The sequence below is a fragment of the Crocosphaera chwakensis CCY0110 genome, assembly GCF_000169335.1.
GTDB lineage: Bacteria > Cyanobacteriota > Cyanobacteriia > Cyanobacteriales > Microcystaceae > Crocosphaera > Crocosphaera chwakensis.
On the sequence record NZ_AAXW01000019.1, the window covers coordinates 62,069 to 82,365 of the forward strand.

A 20,297-nucleotide genomic window follows, 5' to 3' on the forward strand; every position below is an offset into this window, starting at 1 on the left:
TCTCTGATAACACTTCCCTTTTGGGAAAAAATTTGCTTTCATAAGTAAAAACCCTTGGTTAAGATGCCAGTGAATACCATTCCCCCTGTTGATTTAGTTCGTCAATATAAGCTAATCAGTGACGAAATTGATAGTGCTGTTCTTGAAGTTGTGCGCTCCGGTCGTTATATCGGTGGTGCAGTGGTTAGCGACTTTGAAAAGCAATTAGCTCAATATGTCGGTAGTTCTTATTGTGTTAGCTGTAATTCGGGAACCGATGCCCTTTATTTAGCTTTAAAAGCCTTAAATATTGGAGAAGGAGATGAAGTAATTACCACACCCTTTACCTTCATTGCCACAGCAGAAACCATCAGTTTGACGGGAGCAAAACCCGTTTTTGTCGATATTGAGCGCGACACCTTTAATATTGATGTCGAAGCCATAGAAGCTGCCATTACCCCCCAAACTAAAGCTATTATCCCTGTCCATCTTTTTGGTCAACCTGTGAATATGACCCGTTTAATGGACATTGCTCAAAAGCATAAACTTTACGTAATTGAAGACTGCGCTCAAGCTACCGGAGCAAAATGGGGAGACGACATTGTAGGGAGTATCGGGCATATTGGTTGTTTTAGCTTCTTTCCTACCAAAAATTTAGGAACCTGTGGAGATGGTGGGGCAGTTACTACTGATGATGAAGCGATCGCCCAAAAGATACAAGTAATTAAAGAACATGGTTCAGCACAACGGTATTATCACGATGTTGTAGGGATTAATAGTCGCCTTGACAGTATTCAAGCAGCTATTTTACAGGTTAAATTGCGTTATCTCAATCAATGGAATGAGCAGAGAAGAGAAATTGCACAACGCTATCATCAATTATTAAGTCCCATTCCAGGAATACAACTGCCTCAAGAAATAAAGGGAGGCTATCATGTCTGGAATCAATACACCATTTTAGTTGAAAATAAAAGTAATCAAGACATAACAACTAGAGATAATCTTAGAGAAAAATTACAAGAAAAAGGGATTATTTCTATGATTTATTATCCTATTCCCTTACATTTACAAAAAGTCTATCAAAATTTAGGCTACAAAACTACAGATTTTTCTGTTACTGAAAAAGCTGCTAGTGAAGTCCTATCTCTACCTATGTTTCCTGATCTTTCTCTTGAAGAACAAGAACAAATTGCTTATAGTTTAAAAGATTATTGTCATTAAAAAAATGTTTTGACTTAATTTAAAATAGTAATGGAGATTTTATAATCTTTAGCAATCAATAAGTATTAATTATTTGGTAAATTTAATATTAGAAATTAATTTTCTCTAACTCTTTGCTGTGTGTCACGAACTTAAGGATTATCATAAGGGAAGAGATTTTTCTTGATTGATAACCATAGCAAGGGACAGGCATCCGTTAATGAACGAAGTGAAGTTAATTTCTGGGCGAGGTATTCCCTTAGTGGGAGACGATATCGATACCGATCGCATTATTCCAGCGCGATTTTTGCGTTGTGTCACCTTTGACGGCTTAGGAGAGCAAGTTTTTGCTGATGATCGTACCCAACTCAAAGGAGAACATCCTTTTGATCAACCTCAGTATCAAGGAGCTAATCTTTTAGTGGTCAATGCTAACTTTGGCTGTGGATCATCCAGAGAACACGCCCCACAAGCCATCATACGATGGGGGATAAAAGCTATTATCGGAGAAAGTTTTGCCGAAATCTTTTTCGGTAACTGTATTGCCAATGGCGTTCCTTGTGTTACCGCATCTCCGGAAGCAATCAAAACCTTACAAAGTAAACTACAAAGTAACCCCCAAGCTCAAATTACCCTTGATTTAGCAGCTAAACAAGTAAAATGCGATGATTGGGTCGCAACGATTTCGATGGGAGAAGGATCTCGTCAAATGCTTCTTGAAGGAACATGGGATAGTTGTAGTCAGTTAATTCAAAATCCAGACCAGATTAAACAGACAACACAAAAATTACCCTATCTTGCTTGGCAATAAAAGGTATAAAGTCAATAGGGAAGGATTGAGGCGATCCAATAATCATCAAACTTTTTGTTTATTCCCTCCTCTATCCCTGACAAATCAAATTATAGCGATTTAAAAACATTGAATGTCGAAGCATTAATCTGGCAATACAGTCAAGGAAAAAGAGATTTTAGTCGACTAGACCTTCAGCGAATAGAGTTAATTAGAGAAAAGCTCACGGAGGTCAATTTAAGTCGGACTGCTTTGGACTGGGCAAATTTAAGTGGAACCGATCTCACTAAAGCCAATTTAAATCGTGCTGAATTGACTCATGCTCGTTTGATTAGTTCTACGTTACTTAGTGCTGATTTAGGTGGGGCTAATTTAAGTCATGCTGACTTAAGTTGGGTAAATTTAGAAAATGCTAATTTAGTCAGTGCTGATTTAACTGGAGCTAATCTTAAACAAGTCAATCTCAGTAATGCTGATCTCAGAAGTGCTAATTTGAGTTCAGCGAATCTGAGTGGAGCTATTCTGAATGGGGCAAAATTCAGTCGTGTTGATCTCAGTGAAGCCAATTTAAGCGGAGTCGATCTCAGTGGAGCCAATTTAAGTCGCGCTGATTTGAGTGGGGCTGATCTCAGAGAGGCTGATTTAACCAACGCTAACCTTTATAAAGCAGATATCAATGACAGTAAACTACATAATATTGATCTCCAAGAGGCATTTTTACAAGGAGCAAACTTTAGTCGAGCAAATTTAAAAGGAGCCAATTTGAGTGGAGCTATTTTACGAGAAGTCAACCTGAATCTTGTTGCTTTATCTGAGTTTCATGTACAATCTGTTACCTTGGCCAGCGAAATTGATTTAAGTTCAGCTAATCTGAAAAATGCAAACTTGAAAGGAGCCATTTTACGTCATGCTAATTTGGGGTATGGGTTACTATATCGAACCTTTTTAAACGATAGTATTTTGCGCGGTGCTAATTTGATTGATGCGTCTTTGCGAGGGGGCGATTTTCGTAATGCTAATTTTCGTAATAGCAACATTAATAATATTAATTTAACTGAAGCTACTATGCCTGATGGAAGTATTCATCCCTAAAACCTTGAATGAATCCGAAGTCATTTTATGAAGTTTTACAGGCTGTCTTTTGACGAATAATCAGACTCATCAGTACAATAGGATCCTCAAAAAGCCTTTTATTCAAACATTATGGTGTCTAGATTAAAACCTGAAGAATTAATTGATATGCAAGCTACAGGAGAATGTAGTCAGCCGAAGAAAAGGAAACTGATTTCCATTGGTATTACTCCTACAGGTTACATTTCTATTGGGGTTGCACCGATGGGCATTGTTGCTATTGGTATTGTACCGATGGGTTTAATCTCTTTTGGAACTGTGGCTATGGGAACGATCGCCGGTGGTTTAGTGAGTATGGGAGTCATTTCTGTAGGCATAGAAACCATGTCTCTTGTCAACCTAGGTAAATGGCAAGTTGGCCCGGTTGAAATTCGCTCAGAACCCCATGATCATACTAATCATGACAGTCATCAGCATCACAACTAAAAACGAGATTATTTAAGTGGTTCCCCCATTCACTATGATTGATCAATTGGTAAGATAGAAAAAAGTATGAGTATTGTAATAAAAAAACTGGATGAATGGGGAATCTTCGATATTATGGTATTCTCTCTCTATTATTACTGATTGGAGTATTAGGTAATTACTACAAATTATCCCTATTTTTCGGGGTTGATTTCCTTTTCGGTAGTATTGCTGTTTTAATTGTTGTTTACTGTTATGGCATTTTTTGGGGAACCCTTGCCGGAATGCTGGCTGGCAGTATCACTTTTTATCTGTGGGGTCATCCCTATGCCATGATCATAGCTACCCTAGAAGCAGCATTCATTGCTCTGTGGTCTCGTCGACAACGTAATTTTGTCCTCCTTGATGGTATTTATTGGGTCTTATTGGGAATGCCTCTAGTGGGGCTATTTTATGGGTTAATTTTACCTGTATCCGCATCGGGAACTCTACTCATTGCTTTAAAACAAGGACTTAATGGTATTTTTAACGCCTTGATTGCTAATTTACTTATTTCTTATATTCCCCTCGATCATTTAATTAATCCTCAAAAATCAAAACAGCCTCTTTCTTTAACGCAAACTCTCTTCAACTTTCTCTTAGCATTTATTTTATTCCCCAGTCTTTTTCTAACAGTGCTGCACGGTAAAGAAAGTCTTAGCTTCATTGAAGCAGAAATTCAATCAGAACTTGAAATTGTCAGTATTACGATTAGTAAAAATATTAACAATTGGTATGTGCAGCATCTTCAAGGACTAGAAGCGTTAGCCTTGATGTTATCGGACTCACAAAACTTAGAAACAACTCAATCATTAGCATTAATGAAAAATGCTTTACCTGCTTTTAACAAAATTTATATCATTGATAACCAAGGTATTATTTTAGACGCTTATCCTACAACGAATAGATTAGGAGAAATTTTAAAGGGAAGGAATGTTAATACACTCATTTCCCTAAAAGAATTAGCCCTAAATAAAAAACCTTCCATAACTAAAGTACATACAGATAAAGCAGTTCCTATTCCTCATATTAGTATTCAAGTTCCTATTACTAATTCCTCCACTAATCGCTTAACAGGTGTCGTTTATGGTTCTCTTCACTTAAGTATGCTTTCTCAACTGGTCAATATTAAATTAGAAAAGTTTGAAATACAAACTATTTTAGTTGATGAAGATAATACAATTATTGCTGCAAATAAAAAAAGTCTAACTCCTTTAGAAAGATTTGACTGGAAAGAAGGGGGAGAAATCTTTCAAAGTTCTGATCATGATACTATTTTTCAATGGCTCCCCATTGCCCCAGGCACACCAACTATGACCCGTTGGCGTGAGTCATTTTACGTTAAAGAAATTCCTCTTTCTCCGACTTTACCTTGGTCTTTAATCATAAGACTTAAAACTGCTAATCATTTTAATTATTTGGAACAACTTTATATCAAAAACTTGGTAGCGATGTTATTAATTTCTTTAATTGGCTTATTCTTAGCTTTTAATATTAGTCGTTTTACCAGTAAGCCTCTTAAGAAATTAGCTGAAATTACTCAATATTTACCTCAAAAAATTTTAAAAGGAGAACAAGAATCACCTCTACCAACAATGAAAATAAATGAGTTTCTACAAATTACTAATAACTTTGACGTAATGAGTAAAATATTGGAAAGTAAATTTCAATCGATAAAAAATCATCAATATGATTTAGAAAATATTGTTGAATCAAGAACAGAAGAATTAGTTAGATTGAATAAAATTTTAACCAGAGAAATTTTTGAAAAGCAAGCAATAGAAGAAGAATTAAGAGAAAAAGAAAAACGTTATGATTTGGCAGTATCAGGGACAAACGACGGTATTTGGGATTGGGATTTAAGAAATGATATGGTTTATTATTCCCCTGTGTGGATGAAGATTTTAGGCTATGAACATGAATCTTTACCTCATGTTTTATCAACTTGGTCTGATCATATCCATCCTGATGATTTAGAGTTAGCAATTCAAGACGTAAAAAATCATTTACAAGGTAACACAACAATATACACAAATATCCATCGTATCCAACATCATAATGGTCATTATATTTGGATCGAAGCTAAAGGAAAATGTATTCGAGATCAACAAGGAAAACCCTATCGTTTAGTAGGGACTATTACTGACATTACAGAGAGAAAAAAATACCAAGAAGCTCTAGAAAAAGCAAAAGAAACCGCAGAAATTGCTAACAATGCTAAAAGTGAGTTTTTAGCAAATATGAGTCATGAAATTAGAACTCCTATGAATGCAATTTTAGGATTTTGTGACTTACTCGACAAGAAAGTTAATGATGAACGCTCTCGTCGTTATCTTGAGTCTATTACTTCTGCCGGAAAAATGTTGTTATCTTTAATCAATGATATTTTAGATTTGTCAAAAATTGAAGCAGGGAAAATCAAAATTATTTATAAATCAATTCAATTAAAAGAAGTGATTTTTGAAATCAAGCAAATGTTTGCAGAAACGGCAAAACAAAAACAATTAGAATTATTGATTGATATTGATGATAACGTTCCTGATGTTATTATTTTCGATGAAGTTAGACTTAAACAAATTCTTTTTAATTTAGTGGGTAATGCTCTAAAATTTACCGAAGAAGGATATATAAAAATAACTCTGAAGAGTACATTATTCAAGTCGGATAACCATCAGAAATTTAGCCATTGTTCTTTAAAAATATCTATAGAAGATACCGGAATCGGTATTGCTGAAGACCAACAAGAAAGAATTTTTGATGTCTTTACTCAAAGCGAGGGACAGAGTAGTCGAAAATATGGAGGAACAGGTTTAGGATTAACTATTACAAAACGTTTAACTGAGATATTAGAAGGAACTATCGACCTAGACAGTCAACTAGGCAAGGGAAGCATCTTTATATTATCTTTTCCTAAAGTCAGCCTAGGAGAGACTAAAGATGTAAATCCTCATAAAGAATTCATAAATATTGATTTTAATCAACTATCACCTCTGACTATTTTGGTTGTTGATGATATTGCTTCAAACCGAGATTTATTCATTGGTTATTTTGAGGATACTCACCATACAATTTTACTAGCCAATGATGGGAGTAAAGCTCTAGAAATTATTAAAAGTCATAAGATCGATCTTATTTTGATGGACTTAAGAATGCCAATGGTAGATGGTTATGAAGCGAGTAAAATTATCAAAGATAGACTAAAAAGCAGGAATATTCCTATCATTATCTTAAGTGCTTCTGTTCAAGATCAAGAAAAAGAAGAATTGAAACAAATTTGTCAAGGTTTTTTGATAAAACCCATTAGCCGATTTCAACTATTATTAAGATTGACAAAGCTTTTTCCTGATACACCAGTTAAAACCTTAAGTAGTGTTACTCAAGAAAATAACCCTAAGTCAGCCCTAAGCTATACGCAAAGTTCTCCGGAATTATTAGACAAGCTTTATCAGGAAGAAGAAAAAGTATGGCATAATTTACGAAAGACGATGATTACTAAAGAATTACGTCAATTTGCCCAACGCTTGCAACAATGGGGAGAAGAGTATCACTGTCAAATTTTGATTGACTATGCTCATCGTCTAGAAACTCAGCAACAAGAATTTGATAGTGAAAACCTAACTAAAACTATAGAGAGTTTCCCAAATATAGTGCGATCGCTACTATAAAAAATTTATTATTTGTTGCTTCCTAGTGTTATTAAAAAATGAATAACTTAGAACCTTTTAAACCTGAAAATTTTTTGATTTTAATTGTAGATGATATTCCCAAAAATTTACAATTATTGATTGAAATTCTTGATACATCAGGTTATGGAACAACCTTTGCTGTCTCAGGAGAACAGGCGTTAGAAAGAGTTGAAGTAACGGACCCCGACTTAATTTTGTTAGATTTAATGATGCCGAAAATGAATGGGATAGAAGTCTGTAAAAGACTCAAAAATAACCCAAAAACAGAGCAAATTCCTATCATTTTTTTAACAGCAGCTACTGAAACCAATTATCTCATTAGTGCCTTTGAAGCCGGGGCAGTTGATTATGTGACTAAACCCTTTAAAACCCCTGAACTTTTAGCTCGAATTAAAACCCACTTAGACTTAAAAAGAACTAAAGATGAACTCATAAAGGCTTATAAAGAAATGCAACAAATTGCAGCCACTGATGAATTAACAGGAATTGCTAATCGTCGCTCAATTTTTAATATCGGCAAACAGGAATTTGAGCGAAGTCAACGATATAAGTCTCCTTTTTCTATATTAATGATTGACATTGATAAATTTAAGAGCATTAATGATACCTATGGTCATGATGTGGGAGACGAAGCCCTAAAAATGATGGTCAAAATTACTTTGAATTGTCTGCGAAAAGTAGACCATATCGGACGACTCGAAACAGAAGAAGAAGCTTTAGCGAAAAAAGGACATTTAGGAAGATTAGGGGGAGAAGAATTTGTCGTTATTTTGCCTCACACTAATCTAAAAGGAGCTTACAAAGCAGCCCAACGAGTTTGTGAAGCTATGCCACAAGAAACGTTGCAAGTAGAAGATAAAACTGTTAGCATTACTGTCAGTATTGGAATAGGCACTTATGATCCAAAAGATCAAAAAATAGACGATATTCTCAAACGGGCTGATTTAGCACTTTTTGCTGCCAAAAAGAATGGAAGAAATAGAGTTGCTATTATGCACGAGGAACAGTTAAAAGTAAGTCAATAATTAGGGACTGGGCAATTATATAGATGCTTAACGCTTTAACAAAAAAATTAGTTTCAGTTTTAATAATTACTGCTATTTTTAACGTAGGTGATAGCAAGCTGATAGCTGCTACCCTAGAAGACATTAAACAGCGAGGAAAGTTAATTGTTGCCGTTAAAGATAACATACGTCCTTTAGGATTTCGCAACCAAGAGAATAAATTACAAGGATTAGAAATTGATTTGGCTAGACAATTAGCTCAAGATATTTTAGGCGATCCTCAAGCAGTTGTGTTACAACCAGTTAGTAATCAAGAACGTCTGCAAAAAGTAATTGATGGAGAGGTAGATCTGGCGATCGCCCGAATCACTATCAATACCTCCCGTGGACGTATAGTGGATTTTAGCCCCTATTATTATTTAGATGGGACGGGAATTATTACCAATAATCCAAAAATTCGTTCTAAATATCATCTCTCACAAGGAAAAATTGCTGTTCTTAAGCGATCGAGTACCATTGCTGTTATTCGTACCGAAGTCCCCCAAGCAGAACTTATTGGCGTTAGTTCCTATCAAGAAGCCATGACTTTACTTGAAACCCAACAAGTGGATGCTTTTGCTGCTGATAACAGTATTTTAACGGGTTGGGTGCAACAATACCCTCAATATTATCAATTGCCTGTTCGTCTATCAGGGGAAGGGTTAGGGGTGGTGATGCCTAAAGGATTGCAGTATGCTAGTTTACGGAGTCGTGTTAATCAAGCCATTGGTCGTTGGAAAGCGTCTGGTTGGTTGGCTAACCGTCTAAAGTATTGGGGACTTCCTTGAAGGACTCAACGTAACATTTTGATACCGAGAACGTCTGACAACCACACATTACTATACATTGGGATGCACTAACTAATGAATGAAGTATTGCCAATTGTTTATTTATCAGGGATTGTTATTTTTTTGGGAGGACTAGCTATTTTTATCCTCTTACAAATTATTAAAACCCGTCGCACAGAAAATAGGTTCTATAAATTACAGGAAAAGTTACAAAAGGAAAAAGGAACAGCACAGGAGTATTATGAATTAGCTAGTTTATATCTTGATAAAAAATTGTATGTCCAAGCGGTTAATCTCTTACAAAAAGGTTTTAAAATAGGAGAGAAAATAGAACCTGAAAATAAAGCTTTAATGTATAATGCTCTTGGATTTGCTTATTTTTCTCAAGAACAAGTGGATCTCGCTATTCGTAACTACAAAGATGCCATAAAAATCTATCCTGACTACGTGATCGCTCTTAATAACTTAGCGAATGCCTATGAGAAAAAGCAAATGATTGCCCAAGCGGTAGAAACCTACGAAAAAACCTTAGAAATTGATGAGAATAATAAGGTGGCTAACCGTCGGGCTGAATTATTAAAGAAACGTCTTGTTTCATCGAAATAGGAATTTTAACCTTAACAACAATTTACCCGCCTTCGGAGGCGGGTTTAATCAGTGTACAAAGGATATGGACTCCTAGAAATCTAAATGAATTGGTTAGATAGTGACTAACTAAAGTGAATACTGAACGCACAATATTTTTTGACTAACTCAACATCCTCTTTCCGAATCAGGTGTTGATTATGGCTGTTACCCTAACACCTCCTTAAAAAACTAACTTAAAAAGTTGCAGGTAATACCATCACGTTTTTTAGGACATAAGTGTTAAAAACATTGCGTCGATTAGAGCAGACGACACAGACTCGAATCGATACCTTTTTAGAAGCTTGGTGTACTTCTTTGTGCCTGTCTTCATAATATCATCAAGCTTGAAAAATTCTCAGCTTTTTTACAAAACTTTATCATTAAGATAACTAAGTAAAAATTACCAAGGAAGACAACTACCATCCCAAGAAAAGAATTGTCCCGTATCATTTTCCGTTAAATTATCAATAATAGTTAATAACTGTTTAACAGTTCTTTCGACAGAAAATAGCTTTTCTGGGGGAACATTTTTTTGAAATGGTTTAGATAAATTTGTGTCAGTTGTTCCTGGATGTAATGCAACAACAATAGTATGGGGACAAGTTCGTTTATATTCAATAGAAATGGTTTTTAGGAACATATTAAGGGCTGCTTTTGAAGCTCGATAACCGTACCAACCCCCCAGATAATTATCTTCAATGCTGCCGACTTTAGCACTAATAGTAGCAAAAACACTATTGTGAGAATGACGAAAGAAAGGTAATAAATGTTTAGCCAATAAAACACTAGCAATACTATTAACTTGAAAATAGGTTAACAAATTTTCTGTGTTAATATGTCTGAGGCTTTTCTCAGGATTGATATTATTGCCATGAAGAATTCCAACACAATTTACGACTAAATGAAGTTCTGATATTTCTTGTTTTAATTGTTTAGCTAAAGTGCAAATTTGTTCTTCTTGAGTAATATCTAACTGTAATAAATTAAGACAGGAAGAATATTTAATTTGTAACTTAAATAAATCTTGTGCGGTTTCTTTTTTACGGTAAGTAGCATAAATATTGACAGTTTCTTGTCTTTCAAGAAGCATTTTTACAAATCCTAAGCCAATACCTCTAGAAGCCCCAATAATTAGAATATTTTGGCTCGTATTTTTAGTATTCATTTTATTTATTAATCTTTAAAAGAACAGAGATAAGCAAGTTTACACTCTTGACAGTTTGGGGTTCTTGCCTTGCAAATTTGACGACCATGATAGATAATGCGAATAGAAAAATTTTCCCAATCTTCTTGTGGTAATAAACCCATTAAATCCTTTTCAATTTTAACGGGATCAGTAGCTTTTGTTAACCCTAAACGTTGACTTAATCGTTTAACATGAGTATCTACAGTTACCCCTGCATTAATACCAAAAGCATGAGCTAAAACAACATTTGCTGTTTTTCTGGCGACTCCAGGTAATAATAATAATTCTTCCATTGTTCGAGGTACTTTTCCGTTAAAATCTTCGATAATCTTTTGACAAGCTCCTTGAATATTTTTAGCCTTATTACGATAGAATCCTGTAGAACGGATCAATGTTTCTAATACCTCTCGATCTGCATTGGCTAAAGATTCAGCATCAGGAAAGCGAGCAAATAATTCAGGGGTTACTTTATTAACTCTTTCATCGGTACATTGTGCGGATAAGATAGTCGCTATCAATAATTGAACTGGACTATCATAAGTTAAACTACAAGTAGCATCAGGATATAATTGTTTTAGAATCTTTAGTATTTCTAAGGCTTTTTTTTCTTGATTTGATTTTTTCATTATATAAACCTGAGTTCTGGGATACTAATATTATTCATATCTAATCATTTAAGTTAATTAATTCATGATAACATTTCGTTATTATACACCGTATTTTAATATATTTAAACTGCTTTTTTACATTTTAATAAACACATGAAAAATGATCAAAAGTGTATTAGTGACTTATTGGAAAGTAGTCGAATTGTCAAAAGAAAGATTATTATCATCTAAGCTTTATGATAGCTTTAGAAATAATGACTTAGTTTAGTTACTATTCAAAGGAAAATGGCTTACCGGGGGACAAGTTGATCAAAAGGCTTGTGTGAAGGGTTTTACAAAGGTTGAGCTTCTCTAAACAATTATTAGTAACTTTTCGCTTATTGAGAATAGACAATAATGATAATTATTTGCGGTTGTAAAGGGGGTGGGTGACACCCACCTCTCCCCCAAAGCGTGTTGATTTTTTAGTCAATGCTTTAAACAGAGAAAACAATCCGATTTTATGATAAGAATAATCAGATCGTTTTTAGAGATTGTTTCTACTAATTTATGAGTTTTTTGTCAATTTATCAATCCCATTTTACCAAGTATTTACAAGCCTTTTGAAGAACTTGTCCCCCTTAAGGTCAATTACTCTTAGTCTCATTCTCACTTTAAATGATTATATAAAGTCTATCTTTTTAGTGATAGCTGTCACAGTTAAATGATTTAAAAGATTAGATAATTAAAGAGAGTTAATAACAATACAAATTAAATTATTGTTAACTCAAGTATTTTTAAGCACTCGGTAATATTCGATTAAAGTATTTAATTATGGCGAAACAAGAAACACAAAAGCAAAAATTATTACAAGAATTAATCGGAAAAGATCAAGAGACTAATCAGATTAATTTATCACCAGAAAAAATTGCTGATCCAATTAATAAAAATCTTAAAGATCGTTATCATGGATTAGTAGAAGAAGAAGAGAAAGACACATTAAATGTTTGGGAATCTAATGAAATTATCAAACAGTTAGATGCAGAAAAATCAATTTCAGACATTAATGTTGATCAACTACTTGTAGATGATCCTACCCAAAAAATTATAGGAACATTAACTTCAAGTAATCTCAATATCGCTGGTGAATCTCCTTCTCTGGGTTCTGTAGTTATTTCTCCTATTCCAGTTGCTTACTCACTTTAGTGTCTGGTGTTATTTTTCTTCAAAAAAAAGATGCTATTGCTCAATTTTTATTTGATGAAGATGGAATGGTAGAGCAAATTATGGCAAAATTAGGGTTAGCTAAACCTAAAGTTTCAGAAACAGCCATTTTTCTTCATAATCGTACCTTAGAAAATGCTAAACTTTTAGCAAAATCTGCTCAAATAGTTGATAATAATAAATTTAGTAAAAATGAATTTTTACTTTTTGCTAAAAGTAAATTTTGTCTTGAAAGTAATCAAGCAGAATATGATGGATTAAACCACAGTATTAAACTTTTTAAGTCAGCAGTAAAAGCTCAAAAAAGTTATGTTATTATCAGTCAAATCGAGTCAATGTGTCAAGGAATCAAACAAAAAGAATTTTATGATTATGTTAATCAACAATTAGAAAATTTTGATAATTCAAAAATATTCAATGAAAAAATCAACCAAAAATTGATAGAAATATTACCACAAATTAAAACAGAACAAGGAAAAGATAAACTAGAAACTTACCTCCAAGAGATAGTACGGTTATCAGAAGATGTCTTTAGTTTACAACTCTTTTCATGTTTCAATAAAGAACAATTCAAAGAATTTTCAGTCATAAAATCTATTGTTGAGATTATCAATAGCTTAAATGAAACAGATGTTATTAGTTTAAAAACCTTGACTTGTTTAGTGATGGCTCATTATGATGATTTTGAAGTATTAGGAAATCTAATCGGTGTGACTGGTAAAAAAAGTAGTCCTGATACCTATGCGCGAATAATTCAATACATTGCCCTAGAAGAAAGACATAAAAAGTCTTATGAACAATTTGAACAACTAATTAATGTTATGCGTCAATGGTATCTCCTTTACCAAGCAATTCAAGACATTCGTGATGAATATCCTGAAAAAGATTACAGGAAACCCAAAGATTTTACCAAAGAAATTACAGGAATGGATTTATACCATAAATATAGAAATTATTTAACCGATCAAAAAACAGGCTATACTTATATTGATTTTGGCGAAAATACTGAACCAGAGACGGAATAGAATTAAATTCATTTCTATTAGTTTCAGTTATCTAAGGCAATAGGGAACTCGGTTACATTTCGTTAGGATCGATCCCTAATTCTTTTAACTTTTGGGCCAAAAGATCCGCTCTTTGTTTTTCAGAGTCTGCCCGTTGACGTTCCATTTCTGCCCGTTTATGTTCAATTTCAGCCTCTTCTTTTGGCAATAAAATTAAATTCCCTTGTAGATCATAAAATCTCAGCCAAAAAGCTGACTCATTTAATACCTTACCTTCCCAAGTTCCTAAATATAGCTGTAACGTCTCACACAATAGCCACCCTCTTTGATCCGCTACAATTTCACTATAGTTTTGTTGTCCATTTAATCGCCAACCTTGCAAGGAAGTGGCATCATAAGGATCGTAAATATAGTATTCTCTTGTTTTAAAAATTTGCTCATAAAGCGTTTTTTTGTCTGTTTTATCTATACTAGCCGTAGAATCAGACATTAATTCCACAATAACATCAGGGTAACGCCCATTTTCTTGCCAAACAATCCAAGCTTTGCGATCTACAGTACCATCTACATTCAAAGTCACAAAAAAATCAGGTCCTCGAAAATCTCGATTCATCCGTTGAGTTGCACTATAGTAAACAAACATATTACCCCCTGCAAAAAAGTTTTCACGGGGCAATAATGCTTGATACACAGAGTCAATTAAGACATTCATTGCAATGCGGTGGCGGTTCGTTTCCAAGGGTTCTCCGTCATCAAAAATCAGTTCATCTTTGGGTAATTTAAGATAGGGGGAAAGGGTTTCCATAAAAATATTATCATTGCATCTTATAATTATGATAGCAGAATGCTTGATTGATAATTGACAGTAAAAATATAAATGAAAATTTTAATTGTTGAAGACGAAATGGAAATTTCTAAGCTAATTCAAACTACATTAGAAAGAGAATCTTTTGAATGTATATCCGCTTATGATGGGTTAACTGCTTTAGATTTATTCCAACAACAAGCACCGGATCTGATTGTTTTAGATTTAATGTTACCTAAACTTGATGGATTAGAAGTTTGTACCCGTATTCGTCAAAAACTAACGGAAAAAGACCCTTATATTTTGATGTTAACAGCAAAAGGAGAAGAAATTGATCGGGTAATTGGTTTATCAACTGGTGCCGATGATTACTTAGTTAAACCCTTTAGTCCTATCGAATTAGTTGCCAGAGTTCGCGCCTTATTAAGACGGAGTTTAAGACATGGAGGAACGCAGAATAATGTTTATGAAACCCCCCATTTTATAGTTGATTTAGATAAATATTCTGCTATCCAAAAAACTGATAATAATACAGAAGAACCTTTAGAATTAACCACTTTAGAATTCAACCTTTTATCTACCTTTATGAGTTATCCAGGGAGAGTCTGGAGTCGAACCCAACTAATTGACAAATTATGGGGTAATGATTTTTTTGGTGATGAAAGAGTTGTGGATACTCATGTGAGAAGATTACGTAAAAAAATTGAACCCGATACAGCAAACCCCACTTATATTAAAACCGTTGTAGGAGTTGGCTATAAATTTGAAGATGAAGTTTAAACTCACATCTTGTACCTTGGATAAAACTAGCTATTGAGGATAGACAAGAGCTAACAGACAACAGGTAATAATAAATATAACCTTTTATAACAGGTTATAGAGCGATCGCTAATATGGAACAAAAACAACAACAATCATAACTAATAACAAGGAGAGACTTAAACAAAAGAGCGATCAAGGCGATTGTTTTTTTGATACATAATCAAGCAAATTAATCTCATTGGCTTAACTGTGAACTCCAGATAAAAGCACCGAAGTTTCCTACAAATGTTAAGATATCTCACAGATTCCTCAAAGTATCCTTTTATCTTTTTATTCTATTTAGTCATATCATGTTAAAATCTTGCCTTTTTAGCCTTAGTTTACCGAGTATGATTGCCGTCTCTTCTGTTCTAGGGATGGGTGTATTAGAGTCTGTTTCTGCCCAAATAGTAGCCCAGGAGGGTATGCCAGAAGCAACAGAAGTTCCTAGCGATGATCCTTCTGATCCCAATAATCTTCGTCCTCTAACTCAAGGAGATAGTCTTTTGAGTTTGCAGGGAGGAGAAAAATTAATGGGTGAAGCCACTGAAGCCATTAACCAAGAAAATTATGAGTTAGCTGTTAATAAGTTACAACAGGCTCGTAAAGTCTTTAACCAATTATCTAACTTTCATCTACAATTGGCTAACAGCTTTTCTGGTATTAATACCGAGGTTTATGATGCTCAACGGGCCAGCGCCCTAAAAACAGGGGAAATGAGAGACACGGCTACTTATCAGTTAGCCTTAGTGCATCGAGCCCAAGATCAACCAGAATTGGCAGTTCCTTTGTTGGTTCAGATCATCCGTTCTCAGAACCCTACCACAGATTTAGGTAAAAAATCTTATCAACAATTGTATGAATTAGGTTTTGTGGATGTTCCTTTTGCTGATGAAGCCCAAGCAGCCACCTCTAATTAAAGCTCCATTAATAGTTCAAGGCGATCGCTTAATTCTATCTCAAAAGCGATCGCCCCATTCTCAACCACTACCAAAATTATTAATGAGAACCCCGATAAATCCGTTGCGCTTGCTCCGGGGTAAACTGTTCATATCCTGGTAAAGAAGTTCCCTTATTGCTATTTGTGCCGTTACTACTTGCTTTTGATTTAGTCGCTGTCGGAACCTTTAAGGATGCAGTGGCAGGAATATGACAGGTAGGATGAAAATTATATTCAGGTTCGGTGTCTATAATTGAACTTTGAGGGGCAATAAAATCATGAGACGCTTTATCATATTCTAGAACTTCCCCAGCTTCAATGCGATAAATCCAACCATGTAAGCTTAATCTTCTTTGATGTAAACGAGAACGAATAACAGGATAAGTTTGTAAGTTTCCTAACTGAATTAACACATTCTCTGCAACGGTGACTTCTAAGAGTTCTTCCCCTTCTAAATTGTTATAATTATCGCTTACGACCCTACGAGTGGCTTCTGCGTGTTTTAACCAATCATAAACTAAGGGCATTTTTTCTTGTAAACTGTTCAATTTTAACAGTCCTTTCATCGCCCCACAATGGGAATGTCCACAGACAATAACTTGTTCAATATCTAATGCAGAAATAGCATATTCTATGGCAGCCCCTTCCCCTCCATTAGCTGCCCCATAAGGGGGAATAATATTACCAGCATTACGAATAACAAAGATATCCCCAACTTCTGCCTGTGTAATTAAATTAGGATCAACGCGAGAGTCCGAACAGGTTATGAATAGAATACGAGGGTGTTGTCCGTGAGATAATTCTTCAAATAGTTCACGATGAGAACTAAAATAACCCGTTTGGAATTTTTGTAGTCCTTCAATTAGTTTTTTCATGGGGAAAAATAGCTATTTCTACTTAGTTTAGACTTTCATCTGTGGCCGATTATCCCGTAAATTGCTTCTTTTGTATAGGGGCTTTTATTGAATTTCTGTAACTAATCCATAAGTTTTTATTACACAAGTTCATTATTCTTATTGCTCAGGCGGGTATTACCCACCTTACATTTCTAGTTATTTACAGTTAAAATTTGTGAGGTTTTAAATCTATCCATCCATCCTTCTAAATAAGCTCTATTTTCTTTTTGTTCTTCTATATTTATTGTGTCTAAAGGATGAGGAGCTAACCCTTGAATGGCCGCAGTAGTAACGCAAAACATAGATTTTTGAAAAGTTTGACAAATTTGTACCAATAAGTCATCTTCTTCCCGAAAAGTTTGACGATAAAGATCATGAAGATAGTCAGGTAAATGATGACTCATGTCTTGCATTAATAAGGTAGGAGGAATGCCAGCACCCCCAACCGGTAAGGGATCAGCGTATAATGCCCCATAAGTAAAAATAGCTTGTTCTGAAGGGATTTGGTAGGATTGAGCATTATAAGAAATGGTGCCTGGAAAGGGCGTTCCTCTAAAAAAGATCGCTTCTACATAAGGTACAGCAGTGTCCATTAAAAAAGTCAATCCTGCTATTTTTGGAATGACTTCATAGACTTCTCCTTTTATTTTCACTTGATAAGTTATTGGTCTTGCAGCATCTTTAACTAAGCCATCTAATATATGTTTAACAACATCAGGAATGGATTTAATTTCACCGTTATCATAACGATCAGAAAGGTCTAAAAATATATCGGCCATCACTCGCCAAAATTGTCCCAAACCACTATAATAAGACATCATTCTCATGTGTTCGGGTAAAAATTCTGGGAATATTTTATGCAGAGTTAACATTAAAAAGTTATTTTTAAATTTGGCTTGAATAACCTTTTCTACATTATTTCTAAATTCGGGAGTATCTAAATAAGTATCTAACTCACCACCGCCATGCCAAAGCATTGATTTCATACAATATTCTGCATATTCAAAATTAGTACGGTTATGGTTCCAATGACGGAGTAATTTATCAATAGAAAATTCTCCATTGAAGTATTTAAAGAAAGGAAATAGAATCAAAAATTGATGATCGGCAATATAAATTAAGTTCCGAGAATATTGATCTAAAATAACTCCATAACTTTTGAGAATGCCAACAACTTCTATAACATTTTGAGGTGAATCTTTTAATAATGCTTGTCCGTTTTCTAAGCGATGAATATATTCTGCAAGGGGATGGCGAGACGGTTGTATTGTTGTATTAACCATGTTCTATATATGTCTTATTCTTTCGGGATGTTTATTGGTTCTATTATTTCATAATTATTGATTTTAGTAAATATATAATTTGAAAATCCTCTTTGAACAAAATATCTATAGTCAATAATTAATAATTAATTACTTAGCTTCCATCCAATTTTTACCAGCATGAATTTCTACCACTAAAGGAATAGTTAATTTAACTGCATTTTCCATAGTTTCTTTGATTTTGTTTTCTAGTTTTTCCCATTCTTTTACTGGTATTTCAAACACTAATTCATCATGAACTTGTAGTAATAAGTTAGCTTGACAATGGTTTAAAATTTCTTGTATTTTTACCATCGCAATTTTAATAATATCCGCACTTGAACCCTGTATGGGAGCATTTGCAGCAGCCCTTAATAACTGAGAATCATTATAGTTTATATTTAATTGATTGAGATCAATCGTTTGAGGATCATGACCTCGAAAACGGTATAAGTTATCATCAAAAAAGTTAAAATAACGCCGTCTTCCTAAAATTGTGGTCACATATCCATTAGCGATCGCTTCTTTTTTCATACTCTCTAAATACTCAAACACTTTTGCATAGCGTTGACGATATTTATTGATAAATTCTTTTCCTTCTGCTGCGGTAACTCCTGCTTCTCTAGCAAACCGTTGAGAACCCATTCCGTAAATAACACCAAAGTTAATCGTTTTACCTAAATTTCGTTCTTGAGATGTAATTTTTTCTTTTTCAAATAATAGCTTTGCTGTGACAGTATGAACATCTTCAGTATTTTGATAAGCGTTTAAGAGAACAGGTTCTTGACTTAAATGGGCTAATATTCTCAGTTCAATTTGCGAATAATCTGCTGAGACTAATAACCAGTCTTTTTGAGGAATAAATGCTTGTCTAATTTGACGAGAAAATTCAGTTCTAATGGGAATATTTTGTAAGTTAGGATTAGAAGAAGATAGTCTTCCTGTGGCGGTTACAGACTGATTAAAATTCGTGTGTATTCGCTTCGTTTTTGTATCGACTAATTCGGGTAACGCATCAATATAGGTAGATTTCAGTTTAGATAAAGTACGGTATTCTAAAATATAATCAATAATCGGATGATCACCTTTTAATTTATCAAGGGTTGCATGATCTGTTGAATAACCTGTTTTTGTTTTTCTTGATTTTTTACGATTGAGTTCTAATTTTTCAAATAATATTTCTCCTAATTGTTTGGGTGATCCTAGGTTAAACTTTCCCCCTGCTACTTCATAAGCTTTTTCTTCTAAAATCAATAAATCTTTTTCAAGTTGCTTAGATAATTCACCTAAATATTCAGTATCAATTAAAATTCCTGTATCTTCCATAATAGATAGAACAGCTTCTAAGGGTTGTTCTACTTCTAATAATAATTTTTCTAAGCTAGACACTTGCTTCAATTCATTTTTTAAAGGTTCAACTAATAAGAAGGTTGCATAAGCATCCATTCCACAATATTCGGCAACTTTGTCAATTTCTAAATCTGCAATCGTCTGTTTTTTCCCTATTCCTAACTCTTTATAATTTTGGCTAGTAATACCCTCTAAATATTGTTCGCATAACTCACTTAATTTATGACTCTTCTCAGGATGTAAGACATAACTCGCTAACATGGTATCAAAAACGACCCCATCCAGGTTAATTCCCTGATGTTTAAAAATAAGACGATCAAATTTAGTATTCTGAAAAACTTTAGGATAATTCTTACTTTCTAAAATAGTCCGTAAACTGTCTAAAACTTTCTGTTTTTTGAGTTGGTTTCCTTGTTTATGTCCAATGGGAATATAAGCAATATCTGTCGGTTGATTTCCCCAACAACAACCGATACCTACTAAGTCAGCTTGTCTAGGGTTTAAATCTGTTGTTT

General features: G+C 34.1%; 18 protein-coding genes. 12 read left to right on the forward strand and 6 right to left on the reverse strand.

The genetic code is table 11. The features are described 5' to 3' along the window. Positions 1 to 69: 69 nt before the first annotated feature. From CY0110_RS13700 to CY0110_RS13735, 8 genes are all read left to right on the forward strand, one after another. On the forward strand, positions 70 to 1,200 hold the full coding sequence (locus CY0110_RS13700; RefSeq protein WP_198139164.1) for a DegT/DnrJ/EryC1/StrS family aminotransferase: 1,131 nt from the start codon (positions 70 to 72) through the stop codon (positions 1,198 to 1,200). Between the two features lie 199 nt (positions 1,201 to 1,399). Next, positions 1,400 to 1,990: a 3-isopropylmalate dehydratase small subunit gene (gene leuD, locus CY0110_RS13705; RefSeq protein WP_008276049.1), complete on the forward strand. Its 591-nt coding sequence runs from the start codon at positions 1,400 to 1,402 to the stop codon at positions 1,988 to 1,990. Positions 1,991 to 2,098: 108 nt separating this feature from the next. Next, a complete protein-coding gene (locus tag CY0110_RS13710; protein ID WP_035799424.1) occupies positions 2,099 to 3,061 on the forward strand; it encodes a pentapeptide repeat-containing protein in 963 nt (320 codons plus the stop codon). Positions 3,062 to 3,172: 111 nt separating this feature from the next. Beyond that, a complete protein-coding gene (locus CY0110_RS13715; protein WP_008276051.1) occupies positions 3,173 to 3,526 on the forward strand; it encodes a hypothetical protein in 354 nt (117 codons plus the stop codon). Positions 3,527 to 3,621: 95 nt separating this feature from the next. Beyond that, positions 3,622 to 7,209: an ATP-binding protein gene (locus tag CY0110_RS13720; RefSeq protein WP_008276052.1), complete on the forward strand. Its 3,588-nt coding sequence runs from the start codon at positions 3,622 to 3,624 to the stop codon at positions 7,207 to 7,209. 38 nt (positions 7,210 to 7,247) lie between these two features. Further along, the gene (locus tag CY0110_RS13725; RefSeq protein ID WP_008276053.1) at positions 7,248 to 8,255 is read left to right on the forward strand and encodes a GGDEF domain-containing response regulator; all 1,008 of its coding nucleotides are present in this window, start codon (positions 7,248 to 7,250) and stop codon (positions 8,253 to 8,255) included. Between the two features lie 23 nt (positions 8,256 to 8,278). Further along, a complete protein-coding gene (locus CY0110_RS13730) occupies positions 8,279 to 9,061 on the forward strand; it encodes a transporter substrate-binding domain-containing protein (RefSeq protein WP_008276054.1) in 783 nt (260 codons plus the stop codon). Positions 9,062 to 9,136: 75 nt separating this feature from the next. Then, on the forward strand, positions 9,137 to 9,667 hold the full coding sequence (locus tag CY0110_RS13735) for a tetratricopeptide repeat protein (protein WP_008276055.1): 531 nt from the start codon (positions 9,137 to 9,139) through the stop codon (positions 9,665 to 9,667). A 421-nt stretch (positions 9,668 to 10,088) separates the two neighbouring features. Here CY0110_RS13735 and CY0110_RS13740 read toward each other — a convergent pair whose 3' ends face one another. Beyond that, a complete protein-coding gene (locus CY0110_RS13740) occupies positions 10,089 to 10,853 on the reverse strand; it encodes an SDR family NAD(P)-dependent oxidoreductase (RefSeq protein WP_008276056.1) in 765 nt (254 codons plus the stop codon). Positions 10,854 to 10,861: 8 nt separating this feature from the next. Then, the gene (nth, locus tag CY0110_RS13745; protein ID WP_008276057.1) at positions 10,862 to 11,500 is read right to left on the reverse strand and encodes an endonuclease III; all 639 of its coding nucleotides are present in this window, start codon (positions 11,498 to 11,500) and stop codon (positions 10,862 to 10,864) included. A gap of 795 nt (positions 11,501 to 12,295) precedes the next feature. Here nth and CY0110_RS30905 point away from each other — a divergent pair. Next, entirely contained in the window at positions 12,296 to 12,667 is a 372-nt protein-coding gene (locus CY0110_RS30905; protein WP_008276058.1) for a hypothetical protein, read from the forward strand. Further along, positions 12,667 to 13,710: a hypothetical protein gene (locus CY0110_RS13755; protein ID WP_008276059.1), complete on the forward strand. Its 1,044-nt coding sequence runs from the start codon at positions 12,667 to 12,669 to the stop codon at positions 13,708 to 13,710. The genes CY0110_RS30905 and CY0110_RS13755 overlap by 1 nt, the downstream gene beginning before the upstream one ends. 52 nt (positions 13,711 to 13,762) lie before the next feature. On the opposite strand, the gene CY0110_RS13760 is transcribed toward CY0110_RS13755, so the two are convergent. Continuing rightward, positions 13,763 to 14,494, reverse strand: coding sequence for a Uma2 family endonuclease (locus CY0110_RS13760; protein ID WP_008276060.1), 732 nt, complete (start codon positions 14,492 to 14,494; stop codon positions 13,763 to 13,765). 72 nt (positions 14,495 to 14,566) lie between these two features. Between CY0110_RS13760 and CY0110_RS13765 the strand changes: the two genes are divergently transcribed. After that, on the forward strand, positions 14,567 to 15,274 hold the full coding sequence (locus tag CY0110_RS13765) for a response regulator transcription factor (protein WP_008276061.1): 708 nt from the start codon (positions 14,567 to 14,569) through the stop codon (positions 15,272 to 15,274). 332 nt (positions 15,275 to 15,606) lie between these two features. Next, a complete protein-coding gene (locus tag CY0110_RS13770) occupies positions 15,607 to 16,215 on the forward strand; it encodes a hypothetical protein (protein ID WP_035799412.1) in 609 nt (202 codons plus the stop codon). Between the two features lie 79 nt (positions 16,216 to 16,294). Here the strand turns inward: CY0110_RS13770 and CY0110_RS13775 are convergent, their stop codons facing one another. The 3 genes from CY0110_RS13775 to polA all read right to left on the reverse strand — a co-directional run. Beyond that, positions 16,295 to 17,110 (reverse strand): carbonic anhydrase, encoded by an 816-nt coding sequence (locus CY0110_RS13775; protein ID WP_008276064.1) that lies wholly within the window; start codon positions 17,108 to 17,110, stop codon positions 16,295 to 16,297. Positions 17,111 to 17,283: 173 nt separating this feature from the next. Further along, on the reverse strand, positions 17,284 to 18,414 hold the full coding sequence (locus CY0110_RS13780; RefSeq protein WP_008276065.1) for a CO2 hydration protein: 1,131 nt from the start codon (positions 18,412 to 18,414) through the stop codon (positions 17,284 to 17,286). Positions 18,415 to 18,543: 129 nt separating this feature from the next. Next, a partial coding sequence (gene polA / locus CY0110_RS13785; protein ID WP_008276066.1) for a DNA polymerase I occupies positions 18,544 to 20,297 on the reverse strand: 1,754 nt, incomplete at its 5' end.